Annotated in this window: 17 protein-coding genes; 10 read left to right on the top strand and 7 right to left on the bottom strand. The window is 49.7% G+C overall.

Going from position 1 to position 19336, the window contains the following annotated elements:
* Positions 1-7: 7 nt before the first annotated feature.
* Positions 8-2335 (top strand): Tex family protein, encoded by a 2328-nt coding sequence (locus UM402_RS01525; protein ID WP_058576633.1) that lies wholly within the window; start codon positions 8-10, stop codon positions 2333-2335.
* Between the two features lie 13 nt (positions 2336-2348).
* On the opposite strand, the gene UM402_RS01520 is transcribed toward UM402_RS01525, so the two are convergent.
* The 3 genes from UM402_RS01520 to UM402_RS01510 form a co-directional block, all read right to left on the bottom strand.
* Positions 2349-3212 carry a putative metalloprotease CJM1_0395 family protein gene (locus UM402_RS01520; protein WP_322295427.1) on the bottom strand — a complete coding sequence of 288 codons (864 nt, stop codon included), beginning with the start codon at positions 3210-3212 and terminating at the stop codon, positions 2349-2351.
* Positions 3213-3227: 15 nt separating this feature from the next.
* Positions 3228-3539 (bottom strand): flagellar basal body rod C-terminal domain-containing protein, encoded by a 312-nt coding sequence (locus UM402_RS01515; protein WP_053953168.1) that lies wholly within the window; start codon positions 3537-3539, stop codon positions 3228-3230.
* Positions 3540-3645: 106 nt separating this feature from the next.
* Positions 3646-4785, bottom strand: a complete 1140-nt coding sequence (locus tag UM402_RS01510; RefSeq protein WP_058576631.1) for a fatty acid desaturase — start codon at positions 4783-4785, stop codon at positions 3646-3648.
* A 152-nt stretch (positions 4786-4937) separates the two neighbouring features.
* Between UM402_RS01510 and fabR the strand changes: the two genes are divergently transcribed.
* Together fabR and UM402_RS01500 are read left to right on the top strand one after the other, a co-directional pair.
* The gene (gene fabR, locus UM402_RS01505) at positions 4938-5549 is read left to right on the top strand and encodes an HTH-type transcriptional repressor FabR (RefSeq protein WP_058576630.1); all 612 of its coding nucleotides are present in this window, start codon (positions 4938-4940) and stop codon (positions 5547-5549) included.
* A 32-nt stretch (positions 5550-5581) separates the two neighbouring features.
* Positions 5582-7600: an alpha/beta hydrolase family protein gene (locus tag UM402_RS01500; protein ID WP_058576629.1), complete on the top strand. Its 2019-nt coding sequence runs from the start codon at positions 5582-5584 to the stop codon at positions 7598-7600.
* Between the two features lie 90 nt (positions 7601-7690).
* Here UM402_RS01500 and pckA read toward each other — a convergent pair whose 3' ends face one another.
* A complete protein-coding gene (gene pckA / locus UM402_RS01495) occupies positions 7691-9292 on the bottom strand; it encodes a phosphoenolpyruvate carboxykinase (ATP) (protein ID WP_053953171.1) in 1602 nt (533 codons plus the stop codon).
* Positions 9293-9502: 210 nt separating this feature from the next.
* On the opposite strand from pckA, the gene UM402_RS01490 reads away from it, so the two are divergent.
* Positions 9503-10822 (top strand): sodium-dependent transporter, encoded by a 1320-nt coding sequence (locus tag UM402_RS01490; RefSeq protein ID WP_053953172.1) that lies wholly within the window; start codon positions 9503-9505, stop codon positions 10820-10822.
* 17 nt (positions 10823-10839) lie between these two features.
* Here the strand turns inward: UM402_RS01490 and coaD are convergent, their stop codons facing one another.
* Positions 10840-11337 carry a pantetheine-phosphate adenylyltransferase gene (coaD, locus tag UM402_RS01485; protein ID WP_053953173.1) on the bottom strand — a complete coding sequence of 166 codons (498 nt, stop codon included), beginning with the start codon at positions 11335-11337 and terminating at the stop codon, positions 10840-10842.
* Positions 11338-11494: 157 nt separating this feature from the next.
* Between coaD and UM402_RS01480 the strand changes: the two genes are divergently transcribed.
* Genes UM402_RS01480 through UM402_RS01465 form a run of 4 tightly spaced genes read left to right on the top strand, consistent with a single transcriptional unit; the run spans position 11495 to position 14918 of the window.
* Positions 11495-12685 carry a glycine C-acetyltransferase gene (locus tag UM402_RS01480; RefSeq protein WP_058576628.1) on the top strand — a complete coding sequence of 397 codons (1191 nt, stop codon included), beginning with the start codon at positions 11495-11497 and terminating at the stop codon, positions 12683-12685.
* Positions 12686-12696: 11 nt separating this feature from the next.
* On the top strand, positions 12697-13722 hold the full coding sequence (gene tdh, locus UM402_RS01475; protein ID WP_053953175.1) for an L-threonine 3-dehydrogenase: 1026 nt from the start codon (positions 12697-12699) through the stop codon (positions 13720-13722).
* Positions 13723-13727: 5 nt separating this feature from the next.
* Positions 13728-14063 (top strand): thiosulfate sulfurtransferase GlpE, encoded by a 336-nt coding sequence (gene glpE / locus UM402_RS01470; RefSeq protein WP_082343175.1) that lies wholly within the window; start codon positions 13728-13730, stop codon positions 14061-14063.
* Positions 14064-14066: 3 nt separating this feature from the next.
* Positions 14067-14918, top strand: a complete 852-nt coding sequence (locus UM402_RS01465; RefSeq protein WP_058576627.1) for a rhomboid family intramembrane serine protease — start codon at positions 14067-14069, stop codon at positions 14916-14918.
* On the opposite strand, the gene UM402_RS01460 is transcribed toward UM402_RS01465, so the two are convergent.
* Positions 14912-15310, bottom strand: coding sequence for a flagellar basal body-associated protein FliL (locus UM402_RS01460; protein WP_053953177.1), 399 nt, complete (start codon positions 15308-15310; stop codon positions 14912-14914). The two genes, UM402_RS01465 and UM402_RS01460, sit on opposite strands and share 7 nt — an antisense overlap.
* Before the next feature lie 76 nt (positions 15311-15386).
* On the opposite strand from UM402_RS01460, the gene UM402_RS01455 reads away from it, so the two are divergent.
* Positions 15387-15974, top strand: a complete 588-nt coding sequence (locus tag UM402_RS01455; RefSeq protein WP_058576626.1) for a chorismate--pyruvate lyase family protein — start codon at positions 15387-15389, stop codon at positions 15972-15974.
* Positions 15975-16006: 32 nt separating this feature from the next.
* Positions 16007-16828: a 4-hydroxybenzoate octaprenyltransferase gene (gene ubiA, locus UM402_RS01450; protein WP_058576681.1), complete on the top strand. Its 822-nt coding sequence runs from the start codon at positions 16007-16009 to the stop codon at positions 16826-16828.
* 9 nt (positions 16829-16837) lie between these two features.
* Here ubiA and plsB read toward each other — a convergent pair whose 3' ends face one another.
* Positions 16838-19291 carry a glycerol-3-phosphate 1-O-acyltransferase PlsB gene (gene plsB / locus UM402_RS01445; protein WP_058576625.1) on the bottom strand — a complete coding sequence of 818 codons (2454 nt, stop codon included), beginning with the start codon at positions 19289-19291 and terminating at the stop codon, positions 16838-16840.
* Positions 19292-19336 lie beyond the last annotated feature (45 nt).

Genomic DNA, 19336 nt, shown 5'->3' with positions numbered 1-19336 from the left:
ATGTACTATGAGCCAGATACCGCAATTACTTGCTAATGAACTGAAGGTCGACGAGCGTCAGATTGCCGCTGTTATCCAGTTGCTGGACGAAGGCTCGACGGTGCCTTTTATTGCCCGTTACCGTAAAGAGGTCACCGGCGGTTTAGACGACACGCAATTACGTCAGCTTCATCAGCGCCTGAACTATCTGCGCGAGCTGGACGACCGCCGTCAGGTGATACTGAAGTCGATTGACGAGCAAGGCAAGCTGACCGACGAACTGGCTCAAAGCATTAAAACCGCCGACTCGAAAACCGAACTGGAAGATTTATACCTGCCTTACAAGCCTAAGCGCCGCACCAAAGGCCAAATTGCGATTGAAGCAGGCATTGAGCCGCTGGCCGATTTACTGTGGAAAGACCCAACGCAGAGCCCTGAACAAGCCGCGGCTGACTACGTTGACGCCGACAAAGGCTTTGCGGACGCCAAAGCGGTGTTAGACGGTGCCCGTGCCATTTTAATGGAGCGCTTTGCCGAGCAGGCGGAGTTGCTGAAGCGTTTACGTTCACACTTGTGGCAGAACGCGCACTTAACCAGCACCGTTGCTGCGGGCAAAGAAAAAGAAGGCGCTAAGTTCCGCGACTACTTTGAATTCTCTGAGCTGTTTAAAACCATTCCGTCGCACCGCACGCTGGCGTTGCTGCGCGGTCGTAATGAAGGCTTTTTGCAGCTGTCTATGGACGCTGACCCGGGTAGTGAAGACAAAACCTCCGGCTCGCACTGCGAAGTCATTATTGCTGACTTCCTGAACTTTGAGCATAAAGGCCGCGCTGCCGACGACTGGCTGCGTCAGGTGATTCAATGGACATGGCGGGTGAAGCTGTCACTGCATATGGAAACCGAGCTTATGGCTCGTGTGCGTGAGCGCGCCGAAGAAGCGGCCATTCAAGTATTTGCCAGCAACCTGAAAGACTTGCTGATGGCGGCACCTGCGGGTGCTAAAACCACCATGGGCTTAGACCCGGGCGTTCGTACCGGTGTTAAGGTTGCGGTCGTGGACGAAACCGGTAAAGCGGTTGCTACTAACACGGTATTCCCGTTCCAGCCGCAAAACCAAATGGACAAAGCCATGCGCACGCTGGCAACCTTGTGCAAGCAGTACAAGGTTGAGCTTATCAGCATTGGCAACGGTACTCACTCGCGCGAGACCGACAAAATGGTCGGTGACATGCTAAAACAGCACAGCGAAATTAAAGCCACCAAGGTTATAGTGAACGAGGCTGGTGCATCGGTTTACTCGGCGTCTGAACTGGCAGCGCAAGAATTTCCCGATATGGACGTGTCATTGCGTGGCGCAGTGTCTATTGCCCGTCGCTTACAGGATCCATTAGCCGAGTTGGTTAAAATTGAGCCTAAATCCATCGGTGTTGGCCAGTATCAGCACGACGTTAGCCAGTCACAACTGGCTCATAGCCTGGATGCAGTGGTTGAGGACTGTGTAAACGCAGTGGGCGTGGATGCCAACATGGCTTCTGCGGCATTGCTTCAGCGCGTATCGGGTTTGTCGAAAACGCTAGCGAAAAACATTGTTGATTACCGCGACGCCAACGGTGCCTTTGCTAACCGTAAACAGTTACTCGATGTACCACGCATGGGACCGAAAGCCTTTGAACAGGCGGCGGGTTTTATGCGCATTAATAATGGCGAACAGCCGTTAGACGCGTCGGCCGTTCACCCGGAAGCCTATTCAGTGGTCGAGCGTATGGCAAAAGCGAATGAACTGCCGGTACAAGAGCTTATTGGCAACCATTCATTGGTTAAAAGCCTGAACGCTGCCGACTACACCGACGAGCGCTTTGGCCTGCCAACGGTCACCGATATTTTGGCTGAACTGGAAAAACCAGGCCGCGACCCGCGCCCTGAGTTCAAAACGGCAGAATTTAAAGAAGGTGTTGAGAAAGTCAGCGACCTGAAGCCCGGCATGCAGTTAGAAGGTGTAGTGACTAACGTGGCTAACTTTGGTGCCTTTGTCGATGTTGGCGTGCATCAAGACGGTTTGGTTCACATTTCCGCTTTGGCAGACAAGTTTGTCAGCGACCCACGCGAAGTGGTGAAAGCCGGCGATATTGTTAAGGTAAAAGTGCTGGAAGTAGACATTGAGCGTAACCGTATTGGTTTAACCATGCGTTTAAATGACGAAGTGTCTGCGAAGCCGGCAGCTAAGACTAAACCACAGGGTAGCAGCTCTAGTAAAGGCAAGCCTCAGCGTGATCGTGGTCAGCCAAACAAGCAACCACAAAATGCTGCCATGGGTAATGCCTTAGCCGACGCTTTCGCAAAAGCGAAACAAAAATAAATAAGAGAAAGGATTAAGCGGTAGCGCTGAATGAGTCCACGGATGGACGAACTTTATTGTCGTAGAAAGAAGCAACCATAGCGCCGCGCTCTGGCGCAGACAGAGTTTTCTTGCCTTGCTCAGCGGGTGCTGCGCTGTCAGAAGAGTCTTTGTCCGAGCCCTCACCTTCTAAGCTTTTCTTAAATGGCGCATTAATGCTGATATCAGGTGCTTGCTCGCCGTCTTTCTCTTCACCTTGTACTTGCTGTTGCGCTAATTCTGCACGAGCTTGTGTGGCTTTGTTAGCAGCATCCGCAGCAATTGAGCGGTCAGCGGCGGAGGGTTGTGCCGGTGCTAATGCTGCACGGCGTACCACCTGCATTTTCTGAATGGTGGCTTGCGGGTCGCCCTGAACCGGGCTGACATCAATTTGAACCTCACCACCGACGGCATAAGACTTGCCGTCAGGCCCTCGTTCGTATTCATAAGAAGGTGAACCGGCATATTGTCCGCCAACGGCGGCATGTGCTTGCTCGTGCACACGCACTTCCTGATCACGACTTTTCAGTTCATCAACTTTTTCGAGCTCCTGCTCGTCCAGTTGTTGGCCATTCGGTTTCTTTTCTTCGGTCGCGTCAGCTTTTTTCTCGTCCTTAGTTTCTTCGGACTCAGAGCCTTTAGTCTCAGCACCTTTTTCACCCTCAGCTGAGTCCTGGCCTTTTTTGGCGACCTTGCCATTGGGTGAATAAGTGGGGGCTGCGCTGTCCGCGCTGTTGTTTTGCTTTTCTGTTGCGGTAGGTTCACTGACCAGCGCTTTAGCGGCATTGTCCGTCTGCATCGACTCCATAGGAGGAGCCGATGTAACAGGAATAGCCGGTAGCGCTGTAGTGATATTCATGGCTAGAACATTCAGTTACGCACTAGTATCGATAAGAGTGCCCAACATTTCGTCAGCGGTTTCTACTGTACGAGTATTGGCTTCAAAGTTAGTCTGCCCTTCGTTTAACGAAACCAGCGAGTCAGTTGTACTGGCGGCGTTAACACTTTGCGCCGTTTCAGTCGCTGTTTCGGTAGCTGGCTGACCACCATTTGTATTGGCATTGTCTTGCTGCTGCACGTCGTTACGACCCGCTGCAGATGCAATTTCCTGGCTTGCTTCAGACACTTGCTGGTTTGCACGTTGCATGCCCTGCAGGCCTGTATTCATTGCTGCGCCAATTTCCATAGTCACCTCTCTTGCACAATAAATTCATTGCGCCTACTTCGAAGAATGTACCCTCCAGTATTGATTATATTTTGTTCATTTTCAAGTACTGAAGGGTTAAATTCTTTTACGCGTGTTGTTGAATTTGGTTCAACAAAGCTTTCCAGTGACGCTTCTGCTCAGCAAGAGATTCACGCATGTCATCGACCTGTTTTTTCAATGCATCAATGTCATGGTTTAAGTGATCTTTTAAGTCCTGCGTTTTAGAGTCCAGCAGCTTTTTACGTGCTTTGTAGTATTCGCGTAACTGCGTACCCAGTTGTTCGTAGTGCTCGTGCGCTTTTTCGAACAATGACTCTGGTGCGCTCAGGGCCTTCTGACGGGCAACTTTTAACTGCATTTGCAGCTTCGCTCGCTCAACCTGATACGGCGAGCTGCGTTTTAGGTTACGTGCTAAGCCAAACCAACTGCTGGCACGAATAAGCCATTTGGTCGGGTCAAACTGCCACCAGCGAATGCCGTTGCGATAATCACTCGCAAAAATATGGTGATAGTTATGGTAGCCCTCGCCGAAGGTCATAAACGCCAGTACGCCATTGTCGCGCGCCGTGTTTTTGTCCGTGTAAGGCTGTTTGCCCCAAATATGCGCCAGCGAGTTAATAAAGAACGTCGTGTGGTGGTTAAGCACCAGGCGCAATACACCAATAACCAATAAGCCGGCCCAAACATCGCCCAGCATAAAGCCGGCGGCAATTGGCCAACCGAAGTTCACGAACAGCGTCAGCGGCAGGTAATACTTGTGCTGCCACATAACGATAGGATCTTTCTGTAAGTCTTTGACATTGTCGTAGTCGGAATAACGACTCGCCTGATACTCGCGTAGCATCCAGCCAATGTGCGAATACCAAAAACCACGCTTCGCCGAATACGGGTCTTTGTCGTTGTCATCGACATGTGTGTGGTGCACACGGTGATCGGACGACCAGTGCAAGGCACTGTTTTGCAGCGCCACAGCGCCGCCTATTGCGAATAAAAAGCGCAATACCGGGTTAGCGTCGTACGTACGGTGCGCCCATAAACGATGGTAGCCCGCAGTAATGGAAATACCCGCAAAACATGCGGTACCAAACATAACCCACCAAAATTCTGCGCCAATACCGACGGTGAACGCATATAAAGGAACACCAATGGCGGCTATAGCGAAAGTAATGGAGAACACTAGGGTGTTAAGCCAAATAAGAGGGGGTTTTTCAAAATTCTTTTGCATGTATATAACCTAAAACAATCAAAAAAGTCAGGTGACAAAACAGCGTACACCTGTTCGCTGAATGTACGGGTTTTGCGTTCAAATTACAAGCGGAAAATGTGTAAAGACCTGTGTTACTATTCGTTCAATAACAGCGAAGGATGGCAACAAATATGGCTGGGGTTCGAGCAAAACAGAAAGAAAAAACGCGCCGCGCACTAATAAATGCGGCAATGAATCAGCTTAGCGCTGAAGCCGGCTTTTCCAGCTTAAGTTTACGAGAAGTAGCACGCGAGGCAGGTATTGCACCAACGTCTTTTTACCGGCACTTCCGCGACATGGATGAGTTAGGGCTCACTCTGGTTGATGAGTGCGGTTTAGCCTTGCGTCAACTACTTCGCCAGGCACGACAACGCATTGAAACCGGCGGCTCTATTATCCGAGTGTCAGTAGAAACTTTTATGCAATTTGTGGCGGAAAACACGGCAATTTTTCGGCTACTTCTGCAAGAGCGCTCGGGCCGTTCGCGCAGCTTTCGTTTGGCGGTTGTGCGTGAAATTGAGCATTTTAAAGCAGAGCTCGAAGAGTATTTAGTGAATGAGCAGTCGTTCTCTCGTGAATTAGCAGAGCTGCAGTCAGACACTATCGCCAAGATTGTATTCAGTGCCGGTGCTGACTGTTTCGACGTAAACGAAGAAGAACGCGAACGCATTACCGAAACGACTATAACGCAAGTGCGTCTGGTTGCGCGTGGCGCCGAAGCAACAAAACGATTTATGAAGTAAACCTAAACATTAGAACAACAACGGAGACAACTATGCTTTTACGTGTAGCAGGGGGTATCGCGTTAGCGACTTGGGCAGTCGATGCCGACGCCCGTGAAATGACGCTAATGGATACCGTAACAACAGAGTCAGTACGTATGGCTGACCTATCGCCAACAGGCGAATTTACTGCGGTCCTTCGCTCTATTCCACGTGCGCCGTATGAAGACGACGATGGTTACGGATACACTGAGTTAGCGCTTATTAACACGCAAGGCGAAGCTACGTCTTACCTGAGCAAAGATGACAAGTTCAGCCGCGTTAGCTTTGGCCCCAAAGGAGAGTACCTTTATTTCACCGCTAAAAAAGACGGCGACGACTACCAGGAATTGTACCGCATGCCGGTTAATGGTGGTGGCGTACAGTCGGTGTTTGAATTCGACGGTAATATTGGCAGCTACGATTTAAGCGAAGACGGCGCACAGTTAGTATTCTTGTCGTCTGGCCCTAAAGACAGCGACAAAGAAAAGCTGTCTAAAAAAGGTTTTAAAGCCGAAGTGTATGAAGAGGACTTAACCTACACCCAGGCTTATCACGTAACGCTTGGTGAGGAAGACACTGAAGCTAAGGCGGTAACGCCGGATGATCAGCAAGTTTACTCAGTAGCATTTCACCCGAACAACGAACAGCTATTAGTTCGCACAGCGCCCACACCGCTTATCGATGACAACTATATGAGCAGCCAATACCAGTTAATTGGTTTAGATGGCGAAGTGGCTGCTACTTTTGAGGCTGAAGGCAAGTTGGGTCGTGCTGAGTTTTCACCGGACGGTCGCTACTTAGCCATGATTCGTGCAGCAGACTATAACGACCCGTCTGCCGGCTCTTTGTTTGTTTACGACACTCGCGAACAAGAGCATCGCAACGTATTGCCTAACTACGAAGGCTCGGTGAAAGACTTCATCTGGCGCACCGGTGAAGAGCTAGTCTGGCTTGGCCACCGTGGTACAGAGTCAGAAGTTCAGGCATTAACGCTTAAATTCCTGGAAAGCCGCGTTCTGGTTGAGCCGGGTGAAGCCATTGTGACCAGCATTGACGGCGAAGCCGGTAAGTCGGAATTTGTACTGACTGCACACCGCCCTTCTCACCCAAGCGAAGCTTTTAAGTACGCCAACGGTGGGTTAGAGCGCTTAACAGACTCGAACCCTTGGTTGTCAGAAATTGATATGCCACGTCAGGAAACCATTACCTATGAAGCGCGCGATGGTTTAGAGCTGGAAGGTATTTTGGTTTATCCGAAAGACTACGAAGAAGGCAAAAGCTACCCGACCGTTATGGTCATTCATGGTGGTCCTGAGTCGCATTACAGCAACGGCTGGTTAGATCGCTATGCGTCGCCGGTTAAGCATGCTGCGTCTAAAGGCTATGCATTGTTCTTCCCGAACTACCGTGGCAGCACCGGACGTGGCGTTGAGTTCTCAAAGCTTGGCCAAAACGACTACGCGGGTAAAGAATTCGACGACATTGTTGATGCCAAAGAGCACCTAGTGGCCATGGGCATTGCTGATGAGTCTCGCGTTGGTATTACCGGCGGCTCTTACGGTGGTTATGCTTCCGCCTGGGGCGCAACGGCGCAAACTGAGCACTTCGCAGCTAGCGTTATGTTCGTCGGTATTAGCAATAACTTGTCAAAATTCGGCACCACCGATATTCCTAAAGAAATGCACGCCGTTCACGCGCGTAGCTACCCTTGGGATAAGTGGGAATGGTACTTAGAGCGCAGCCCTATTTACCATGCAGAGAAGGCTCGTACGCCAATTCTGATTATGCACGGTAAAGAAGACACGCGTGTGCATCCGTCACAGTCGATGGAGCTATACCGTTACCTGAAAACTCACGGTAATGTGCCAGTACGTTTGGTGTTCTACCCGGGCGAAGGCCATGGTAACCGCAAAGTGGCGGCACAGCTAGACTACAGCATGCGCTTCATGCGTTGGATGGACACCTTCTTAATGGAGAAATCAGAAGAGAAGCCTCCGTTTGAACTGCCGCACGCAGAACAACTGAAGTAAGTCTTATCGCCCCGTTCAATCGGGGCATTAAAAAACCCCGCAGCACATAGTGTGTTGCGGGGTTTTTAGTATTTAACCTTATACCGTTGGCTAAAGCTTAGGACCAGCTGCCACTAAGGCTTTACCGTTCTCGGTGTCGGTAAACTTCTCGAAATTGGCCACGAAACGTTCCGCTAAGTCTTTAGCACGAACGTCCCACTCGCCGTCTTCTTCATAAGTTTTACGCGGGTCTAAAATGCTGCTGTCTTCAACACCAGCTAACTGAGTTGGCATAGCCAGGTTAAAGTAAGGCAGTTCAACAAACTCAGCGTCTTCAATAGAGCCGTCTAAAATAGAGTCGATGATAGCGCGCGTTGCCTTAATAGAAATACGCTTGCCTGTACCGTTCCAACCCGTGTTAACCAGGTAAGCTTCTGCGCCAGCTGCTTCCATACGTTTTACCAGTACTTCTGCATACTGAGTTGGGTGCAAACTTAAGAATGCCGCACCAAAACAGCTTGAGAAAGTTGGTGTTGGCTCAGTCACACCGCGCTCAGTACCCGCCAATTTCGCGGTAAAGCCAGACAAGAAGTGATACTGCGCCTGCTCTTTAGTCAGCTTAGACACTGGAGGTAATACGCCAAACGCGTCAGCCGTCAGGAAAATAACTTTCTTCGCGTGACCCGCTTTAGACACCGGCTTAACAATGTTGTCGATGTGGTAAATAGGGTAAGAAACACGAGTGTTCTCGGTTTTCGAGTTGTCATCAAAGTCGACAACGCCATTTTCATCAACCGCAACGTTTTCTAATAGCGCGTCGCGACGAATCGCGTTGTAAATATCCGGTTCTGCTTCTTTCGACAGGTTGATGGTTTTCGCATAACAGCCGCCTTCAAAGTTGAAGACACCATCGTCGTCCCAACCGTGCTCGTCGTCACCAATCAGTGCGCGTTTAGGGTCAGTCGACAGCGTGGTTTTACCGGTACCTGACAAGCCAAAGAAGATAGCAACGTCACCTTCTTTACCCACGTTTGCTGAACAGTGCATTGACGCAATGCCTTTTAGCGGCAGGAAGTAGTTCATCATTGAGAACATACCTTTCTTCATTTCGCCGCCGTACCAGGTACCGCCAATTAACTGGATTTTCTCAGTTAAGTTAAACGCCACAAAGTTTTCAGAGTTCAGCTCTTGTTCTTGCCACTTAGGGTTAATGCATTTCGCACCGTTCATGACCACGAAGTCTGGCTCGAACGTTTCCAGCTCTTCTTCGCTTGGGCGAATGAACATGTTTTTCACGAAGTGCGCCTGCCATGCCACTTCAGTAATGAAGCGAACCGCTAAGCGTGTATCTTCGTTAGCACCGCAATAGGTGTCGACGACAAACAAGCGTTTGTTCGACAGCTGCTCAGTTACTAAGCCTTTCAGTTCTTTCCAGGTTTCGGTCGACAGAGGTTTGTTGTCGTTTTTACCCTGATCAGCCCACCACACAGTGTCACGCGTAGTGTCGTCACGAACAATATATTTATCTTTTGGTGAACGGCCGGTGAATATTCCGGTATCGACAGCAACCGCTCCTAAATCCGTTACCGTGCCTTTTTCGTAACCCTGCAGGTCATCGCGAGTTTCTTCTTCAAACAGCAGGTCGTAGGACGGGTTGTGGACGATTTCTTCGACATCGGTGATGCCGTAGCGGCTCAGATCCAGATTTGGCATGACGTAAGGCTCCTGAGATTACGGTCTTGTACGTTAACGTTTAGGTCAGCTGCGTTTACTCGAAACGTCCTGTTCAGTAATTGGGCAACCGGCTGAAATTCAGGGCGCGAATAGTAACCCGATTGACTAAAAAAAGATAGGGCAAAATTTTCTCAGTTCGTTAGAATGCCCGCCTGACTTAAGTAGGGGCAGTAAGCTTTTTGGACATTTATGCGTGATTCATTTCATAGCCGCATTGGCTTTATTTTAGCGGCCGCGGGTTCCGCTGTCGGACTCGGCAACATTTGGGGCTTTCCGACGCAAGTAGCCAACCATGGTGGTGGCGCTTTTTTACTCGTGTACCTGTGCGTTATTTTTATTTTGGCTATTCCCGCCCTTTATAGCGAACTGCTCATAGGTCACAGCGCACAGGCTAACCCGGTTAAGTCATTGACTCTGCTTTCCGGCGGTAAAGCTCGCCCGGTCGGTAGGTTAATGGGCTATTTGAACGTACTGGGCTCATGCTTAATGCTGAGCTTCTATCACGTAGTCGCCGGTTGGATGGTGGTTCACGCACTCGGCTTCTTAGCCAAAGGCGTTGGCCTCACATCGGTGTCCGAATTCCTGCTGAACAGCTCTATGCCGCGCGACTTAATATTCACGGGGCTGTTTTTAACCGCCACCGCATTAGTCGTCTTCCAGGGCGTGGAAAAAGGTATTGAGCGTTGGTCCAAGCGTTTAATGCCAACATTGGTGGTTCTGCTAGTCGGCCTGATTATTTACATGCTGACGTTACCAGGCGCCAGCGTCGGTTTAGAACGTTACCTGATACCGGACTTCACACAAATAACCAATACCAGTATTTTAGTTGCCGCTATGGGTCAGGCATTCTTCTCACTGTCGATTGGCCTGGGCGGCATGATGATTTATGGCTCGTACTTAAAGCCCGGTGCAAAACTGGGTCGTTTGAGCCTTTCAGTTGCAGCGCTTGATACCTTCATAGCGTTTTTAGCCGGCTTACTGATTATTCCAGCACTATACGCAGGCATTCATTTAGGCGTTTCCGTTGGTGAAGGCACCGAGCTGGTTGGCGAAGGACAGCTCATTTTTGCGGTACTGCCGGAGCTATTCAACAGCATGGGCGTTGCCGGGCCGTTTGTCGCGTTTGCATTCTTTAGCTTACTGAGTATTGCCGCGCTAACCTCGACCATTGCTCAGGCGGAAGTTCCTGTGTCTTATTGCATTGAAGAGCGCAAACTGAGCCGCCCGGTTGCAACCGCCGCGTCATTAGCGCTTATTGGTGTGTTCTCACTATTACTGATTTTATTCTTCGAGCCACTGTTTGGTTGGGTCGTCACCGCTGTGACACAGTTCCAGCTGCCGCTGTCTGGCTTATTCTATTTACTGGTAGTGGGTTGGTTATGGCGCCGCAGCAACCACTTAAAAGAAATTGCTGCGGGCAGTTTCGGGCTTACGTTATTGCGCTGGCACATTCGTTACTTATGCCCGGTTCTAATGAGTATCGTATTTTACCACGTAGCCCTTAGCTAATACTGTCGGGTCAGGCATTACTGACCCGGACGTTTCCCCGCAAATTTCTGCTCTAAAGCCGACGCCACTCGCGCGTCGGTAAAGCCAGATACATCACCGCCATGCAATGCCACTTCTTTCACCAGCGACGACGAAATGAACGAGTTTTCTTCAGCTGGTGTTAGAAAGACGCTTTCCAAATTAGGATCCAAACGGCGGTTCATGTTCGCCAGCTGGAATTCATACTCAAAGTCGGACACCGCACGCAGTCCACGAATAAGCACCGTTGCATCGTATTCGTGAGCAAAGTCCACCAAAAGACCCGAAAAACCGACCACACTGACATTATCGAGCTTTTCGGTCACTTGCTGCGCCAGTAAAACCCGCTCTTCTAGCGTGAATAAAGGTTTTTTACTGGGGCTTTCTGCTATACCAACAACCACTTCGTTGAATAGCGCTGCTGCGCGTTCAATAAGGTCTGCATGCCCATTGGTAATAGGGTCAAAAGTGCCTGGGTAAATAGCTCGGCGATGCATAAACTCTCCTAAACCGACAAATTATCGCTCAAATTTCCCTAAAGAGTACACGCAATTGGACACCAAACAAAAGTCTGAAATTGAAATTAAGGATGCGAGTTGGGGCTAACATCAGTAAACTAGAGGGTAACGAATTTTTCAAATCATGGAGTCGAACATGAGTTCTGCGTTTTACCAGCAACTGGCCGACCAACTGGCTGAAACCAAAGCCGAAGGGCTTTACAAGAAAGAGCGTATTATTACCTCTGACCAAAGTTCTGAAATTACTGTTAATGACCACCGTGTGCTTAACTTCTGCGCCAATAACTACTTAGGTTTGGCGAACCACCCTGACCTTATTGCGGCAGCCAAAAAAGGTCTGGACGAGCATGGTTTTGGTACGGCTTCTGTCCGTTTTATTTGCGGTACACAGGACATTCACAAAACGCTGGAACAAAAGCTGAGTGACTTTTTAGGCACCGAAGACACCATTTTGTATTCGTCGTGCTTTGATGCGAACGGCGGCTTGTTCGAAACGCTTATGGGGCCGGAAGATGCCATTATTAGTGACGAGCTGAACCACGCCAGCATCATTGACGGCATCCGTTTGAGCAAAGCCAAGCGTTACCGTTACAAAAACAACAATCTGGAAGACCTGGAAGCACAGCTTAAGCAGGCTGACGCTGACGGCGCACGTCATAAGCTTATTGCGACCGACGGCGTGTTCTCTATGGACGGTGTTATTGCGGACTTAAAAGGCATTTGTGACCTGGCCGACAAATACAACGCACTGGTTATGATGGACGACTGTCACGCCACTGGTTTCTTAGGTGAGAACGGCAAAGGTACACACGAATACTGTGACGTATTGGGCCGTGTCGATATTATCACCGGCACCTTAGGTAAAGCATTAGGCGGTGCATCTGGTGGCTACACTTCAGGCAAGAAAGAAGTGATTGATTGGTTACGTCAGCGTTCACGCCCATACCTGTTCTCTAACTCGGTAGCACCAGCCATTGTTCAGGCGTCTATTCGCGTACTGGAAATGCTGGAAAACGGTCATGAACTGCGCGCTCAGTTGTGGGAAAACGCCCAGTACTTCCGTGAGAAAATGACCGCGGCCGGCTTTACCCTGAGCGGTGCTGATCACGCCATTATTCCAGTCATGGTTGGCGACGCACGCTTAGCATCGGAAATGGCGGATAAATTGCTGGAAGAAGATATCTACGTGATCGGATTCTCCTTCCCTGTCGTTCCTAAAGGCAAAGCTCGTATCCGCACGCAAATGTCGGCGGCTCACACACGCGAACAATTGGATCGCACCATTGAAGCCTTTACCCGCATTGGTAAAGAGCTGGGTGTGATTTAAGGAGTATTGAAATGAAAGCTTTGGCGAAACTGCATTCCAAACCCGGCATTTGGATGACCGATGTCGAGAAGCCGGAATGCGGCTATAACGATATTCTGATTAAAATTAAGAAAACGGCAATTTGTGGTACCGACGTACACATTTACAAGTGGGACGACTGGTCGCAAAAAACCATTCCGGTACCTATGGTAGTCGGTCACGAGTACGTGGGCGAAGTTGCTGCTATGGGCGACGGTGTTCGTGGTTTTGAGATTGGTGATCGCGTTTCTGGCGAAGGCCATATTACTTGCGGCCACTGCCGTAACTGCCGCGCCGGCCGCCGTCACTTATGTCGTAATACGTATGGCGTTGGTGTTAACCGTCCGGGCGCATTCGCTGAGTATTTAGCACTGCCCGCCGAAAATGCGTTTAAACTGCCAGACGACGTGACCGACGAAATGGCGTCTATTTTTGACCCATTCGGTAATGCAGTACACACAGCGTTGGCTTTCGATTTAGTCGGCGAAGACGTATTGATTACTGGCGCTGGCCCTATCGGCATTATGGCGGCAGCGGTGGCTCGTCACGTTGGCGCGCGCCATGTGGTTATTACCGATGTTAACGAATACCGCCTGGACTTAGCCCGTAAAATGGGTGTCACCCGTGCGGTCGACGTCAGCAAAGAAAAGCTGTCTGACGTAATGACAGAGCTCGGCATGAAAGAAGGCTTTGACGTGGGACTTGAAATGTCAGGTGTACCTTCTGCGTTTTCACAAATGCTGGCGACCATGAACCACGGCGGCAAAATTGCTATGTTAGGTATTCCGCCAGAGAATGTCGCCATTGACTGGAACGAAGTTATTTTCAAAGGTCTGGTCATTAAAGGCATTTACGGTCGTGAAATGTTCGAAACTTGGTACAAAATGGCGAGCTTGCTACAGTCAGGCTTAGATATTTCGCCGATATTAACGCACGAAATGTCAGTCGACGACTTCGAAAAAGGCTTTGAAACCATGATTTCAGGTCAGTCGGGTAAAGTCATTCTGAACTGGGACTAAACCCTATGAGTGCAGACGAACGTACCTACGAATTAGTGGAGCTAAACACCGCGGCAGAGCACTGGCAAGCCGGTGATGCGGTGTTTGCCGACATTCGCGACCCACAGTCTTTTGCGATGGGTCACATTCCGGGTGCGCAGCGCATCGACAACAGTAATTTGGGCGTATTTTTGGAGTCTGTCGACAAAAACGCCCCTATTATTGTGGTTTGTTATCACGGTATTAGTAGCCAGGGCGCCGCAGAATATATTGCGGCGCAGGGCTTTACTAATGTCAGTAGCATGAACGGCGGTTTTACCGCCTGGTCAATGTCTTACCCCGAGCACGTTAACAAGGAATAAACCATGCGCCGATTGCTGAGCAGTAAAGACCCGGAATGGATGCGAAAGCTCTACCAATATCTGCGTCAGCACGGCATACCGGTTAGCGTCACGGAAAAAGGCGAGCAACTTGAACTATGGCTGCACCAAAGCAGCTACGAGGCGCTCGCTAAAGATCTTGTTCAACAATGCAAAGCGAACCCTGAGCTGCTCGACGAAAAGCCGCAGCAGTCGGCTTCAACACAAGACTCAAACCAACCTTCTTCAACGTCGCGTCGCTCAGCGCCTATTTCCTTGACACTTTTAGCGCAAAGTGGCTGGCTCACACGAATAGTCGCAGCACTAGCGGCTTTGGTCTTTTTAGTTCTGAATATGTGGCCTGAAGCTACGTTAGAAGCTCTAAAAATCAGTCGCTTCTTTAACGCACTGCCCTTTGACCAGCCCTGGCGTTTTGTCACTCCGGTCTTCATGCATTTCACGCTGCTTCATATTGTGTTTAATGTATTTTGGTGGTGGTATTTAGGCGGTCGTATAGAGAAGACACTGGGCACTTCCTGGCTACTGGCCCTATTCTTGTTTTCCGGCATTACCGCCAATGTTATTCAGTACCTAATGAATGGTCCTAACTTTGGTGGCATGTCCGGTGTGGTTTATGGTCTGCTTGGTTTCTGCTGGGTGTATAGCTTCCGCCGGGCGACACCGCTGTATCTGCCGCCGGGGCTCATTGTCTTTATGCTGCTTTGGCTAGTGCTGGGTTACACCGGCGTACTTTGGGTCAACGTAGCCAACGAGGCGCATTTAGCCGGATTACTGTCAGGGTGCTTAGCGGGCTTTGTGGTGCGGGCGCTAAACCCGACACCCAAAATTCGTTACTGATAAATATACTTGGTAAAAATAACTTCTTTTATGACCGGGTTGCCGGTTTCCTGAGTCATTAACTCTTTGGCGCGCTCCAGGCATTTGAGTCGCAGCTGGTCACGTCCTGTCATAGTCCGAACCTGACGCTCCGTTGCCGTACTGAATATGTTTATAAAGGCATCCCGCAGTAACGGTGCATGATGTTCGACCACACTCACGTAGCTAGGGTCCGGAACCATAACTTCTACCGCAACGCGCACAAACCCCAGGCGGTAATCATTCCCTTCTTTTAAAAAGTTTGTTGTTATGTCGGGTTCAAAACCATAGTACGCAACCTCGTCTTGCGCGCTTGCAACTGTGCTTAATAAACACATTGTTAGCAGTAAACCCAATGTCCGAATCAGTTTCATATAGCCACCCAGCTTTCGCTGTTCAATTGTTTCCTTTTTGCTATCATAGCGATAGAGCTTGATAACGCCAATACAAATGACAACAGAGTTATACCCAGCACCAACATTTCCTGTCAGTGAACCGCTTAAATGGCAGGCTCCTGATAAGGTCGAGCTAACCTCTACACAGCATGACTGGCTGTGCTTCGAGGGCTCTTTAACCCAGCGTCTGAAAAGTAATTGCGGGCATTTTGAGGTTCGTTTATTAGGGCAACAGGAAATGCTGCCTCATGACGAAGAGTGCCGTCGCTTAAAGCAGAGTCAGCCCGCGGTAGTGCGCGAAGTACTGCTATACTGTGATGGTAAACCCTGGGTGTTTGCCCGCAGTATTTTCGCAAAAAGCGCCGAAAACAACGAGCAGTTGCAACTTTCAGAATTAGGTAACCGTTCACTCGGCGACTCGTTGTTTCAACGAGAGGACTTAACTTCAGGGCCCATTGAAGTAGCGACTGTGGCGGAATCTCATGTTATAGGCAAACTGAACCAGCAATGGTTTAGTCAGTCGAAACCCTTATTAGGCCGCCGCCGAATATTCTCGACCGCAGGCGAGCAACTGTTAGTGAGCGAGATATTCTTAACGTCGTCACCACTTTACGACCATGTGTTAGAGGTACAGAGCAAGTGATAGCACAAAAACTTCAGGCTTTTTGGCAGTTAATGCGGGCGGACCGTCCCATTGGTACTTATTTGCTGGCGTGGCCGACAATATGGGCTTTGCTAATTGCCGGCACTGGTAACCCGCCGCTGAAAATTGTGGTGATATTTTTGCTGGGCACTTTTGTGATGCGTTCCGCCGGTTGTGTGATCAATGACTTTGCCGACCGCAACTTTGATGGTCATGTCAGGCGCACTAAGCAACGCCCTATTCCCGCCGGAAAAATTTCCGCAACGGAAGCTATTATTGGTTTCTTTATTTTGCTGGCTATTGCTTTTGGACTGGTGCTTCAGCTGAATACCAACACCGTTATGCTGAGCTTCCTGGCTGCCGGCGTTGCCGCACTTTACCCTTTCTGCAAACGCTGGACTCACCTACCCCAAGTGGTACTGGGCATAGCCTTCAGTTTCGGCATACTCATGGCGTTTACGGCACTAGAGTCCAGTGAGTGGTTTATCGCTGCTCTGTTGTTTATCGCCAATATTATTTGGACCGTGGCTTACGATACCGAATACGCCATGGCCGACCGGGAAGACGACTTAAAAATTGGTCTGCAAAGCACGGCTATTTTATTTGGCCGTTACGACAAACTCATCATTGCGTTATTGCAACTGGTTGTCATCGGGTTGCTGGCATGGGTGCTCTATATACTCACAGCGGACTGGATAGCCTGGGCGGCGCTTGCGGTAAGTATACTACTGTTTGCGCACCAGCATTGGTTAATACGCCATCGCGAGCCAATGAAATGCTTCCAGGCCTTTTTGCACAACCATTACGTCGGTATGGTTTTCGCGATAGGCCTGGCGTTACATTACTGGTATTAAGGTTAAGCGCTATTCACTCGGCTGATTGACGAACTGCTGCACCGACTGCCTTATCGTTTGCAGGACAGGCCCGTCAATCAGCTCATCGACCTGGTCACTTAACGCCCCAACCGGCTCTGCGGCAATTTGCTGACCATCGTCATCAATTTCAACCAGCCCCTGCTGCTTAAGACTAGCAATTAATGTCGCCATGACTTTCTTGTCATAAAACTCCGGCGCGTCAATTCCGTGGATAGAACTCAAACGCTCGGCCAGAGTAATAGACTGTTTCTCAAGCTCCGCCCGCATTATCGGCTGTGCCTGCTGCAGAAGCTCTAACACAATACAGTAGCGCTGCAGAGTTTCACTGGCACTGTTGGCTAGCAAGCGCAAACGATACCACTGCGCACTTTCACGCTTCGCAATGACACAGTCGCTACCTTCGCGGGTAATTAATTGCTGACGTGCCAGCTCCTCACACAGCGCCTCTACCCACAGCGGAATATCCTCGGCGGTGTGACTCAGGTAAAGTTCAGCTTTTAGCATGGGGTAAATTGCTTGAGTGCGCTCGACAATTTCATCTACCGACACGCGCTTTTTCGCCATAATGATTGAGGCAATAATGCCCGGCACAACCATCATGTGCAGTATGTTGTTGCGGTAGTATGTCATCGCAATAGCCGACATACGTTCGAGCGAGATAACTTCGCCCATAGTATCTGACTCAACTTTAAACTTATCGGTGCGCAGCGCCTGCTGCCACAATTCTTCCGGTGTTTCTTTAGGCACACTAATATCGGTACTGTAAGGCACTTCTTTTAACACACCCAGATACACTTCCAGCTGAGCTAATAGCTCTTCTTTCGTCAGCGCATGATGCTCAGAGCTGAGTAATGCCAGAGCCGTTAGGTTCACACTGTTTGCGGCTGCAGAGTCGTTTATGCCCTGCATAACACGCTCAGCCAAACCATTGACCACGGGGGTTAACCAATTCGGTCTTAGCGGCTCTTCGGCCCCTCGCGTTACCGACTTATGCCAGTCGGGCGCATTACAGTCTAGCGTATGCTTTAAATCGATAGGCTGGCCGAAAGTTACAAAGCCCTGACCAAAATTACGCAATTTGGTAATTGTTTTTAGAATTTGAAAAACGGATTCTTTCTCTTTGTCCTTACCTTTTAACTCCTTCAGGTAAGTGGCGACTTCCATGATGTGTTCATAACCAAGATACACCGGCACCAACGACACTGGACGTTGTTGATCACGCAGCATACCCTGAACGGTCATAGCGAGCATGCCAGTCTTTGGCGGCAATAAACGCCCAGTTCTGGAACGACCGCCTTCACTGAAGTATTCCACCGGGTAGCCTTTTTGAAACAGCCAGCACAAGTACTCGCGAAATACCGCGGAATAAAGCTTATTGCCACGGAAACTGCGGCGTATAAAGAATGCTCCACCACGACGGAAAATGCCGCCAACCGGGAAGAAGTTCAGATTGACCCCTGCTGCAATATGCGGAGGCACCAAGCCTTCTTTATAAATAACATAGCTCAGTAGCAAGTAATCCATGTGACTTCTGTGACACGGCACGTAGATAATTTCGTGTCCCTGCTGAGCAAGACGACGTATGCGTTCACCGCCTTTTACATGAATACCGTTATAAATACGGTTCCACATCCAGGTCATAAAGCGGTCAAGTACTCGCACTAACGTCGAGCTGTAATTCGCCGCAATTTCGTCAATGTAAGAGAGTGCTTTTTTGCGAGCTTCCTCTTCACTAATTTTTTTGCCTTTGGCCTCGTCGGCAACGGCCTTCTTGAGCGCTGGCGTGTTAATGAGCTGCGCCATAAGCTCTTTCCGATGACTGAGCTTGGGTCCGGCAACTGCATGACGCATGCGAACAAAGTGAACACGGGCAACACGCGCCAATTTATGGGCTATGCGCATGTCTGCGCCGTAATCATTAGCCATTTGACCTAAACTGACGCTACGCGAGAAGCGCAACAAGACCTGACGACCTGAAAAAAGCACAAGCCAGAATTTACGAATAGCGCCTGGGTTATCGAGGTCACCTGTCATTGCCTTGCCGGCAATTGCTTCCTGGCCTGCCTGGCGCCCCCAGAACACCCCAGCGGGTATCAGCTGTAAGTCGAGGTTGCTATTGTCTTTATGTAACTTCAATAACTGATGGAATTCTTCCACCGCTTTTTCAGAGGTTTCGTTGGCAAATTCTTCCAAATACATAACCCGGCTGTATTCTTTGCCATTAATTTCAAGCGGTTCGAGAGGATCAGGCAGGCCTCGGCGCTTAGCTGCACGCTGCAATATGGACAGATCAGCAGTGGAGGTTGAACGCATAACGTAAGCCACCGGCTTTTGCACCGTGGTTTTGTGATCAGTTTCATCGCCGTCCCAAATATCTTCGAACCGTGTTAGCCAACGTAACGGATACTTCAACACCGCGTAAAAAGGGCTTTTTTTGCTCATACATCAACCTCTGTTTTAAACAGAGCTATAGGATACCAACTTAAA

The sequence above is a fragment of the Idiomarina sp. OXR-189 genome, assembly GCF_034373425.1.
Classification (GTDB): Bacteria; Pseudomonadota; Gammaproteobacteria; order Enterobacterales; family Alteromonadaceae; genus Idiomarina; species Idiomarina zobellii.
This window is presented reverse-complemented; position numbering and strand designations above follow the sequence as displayed.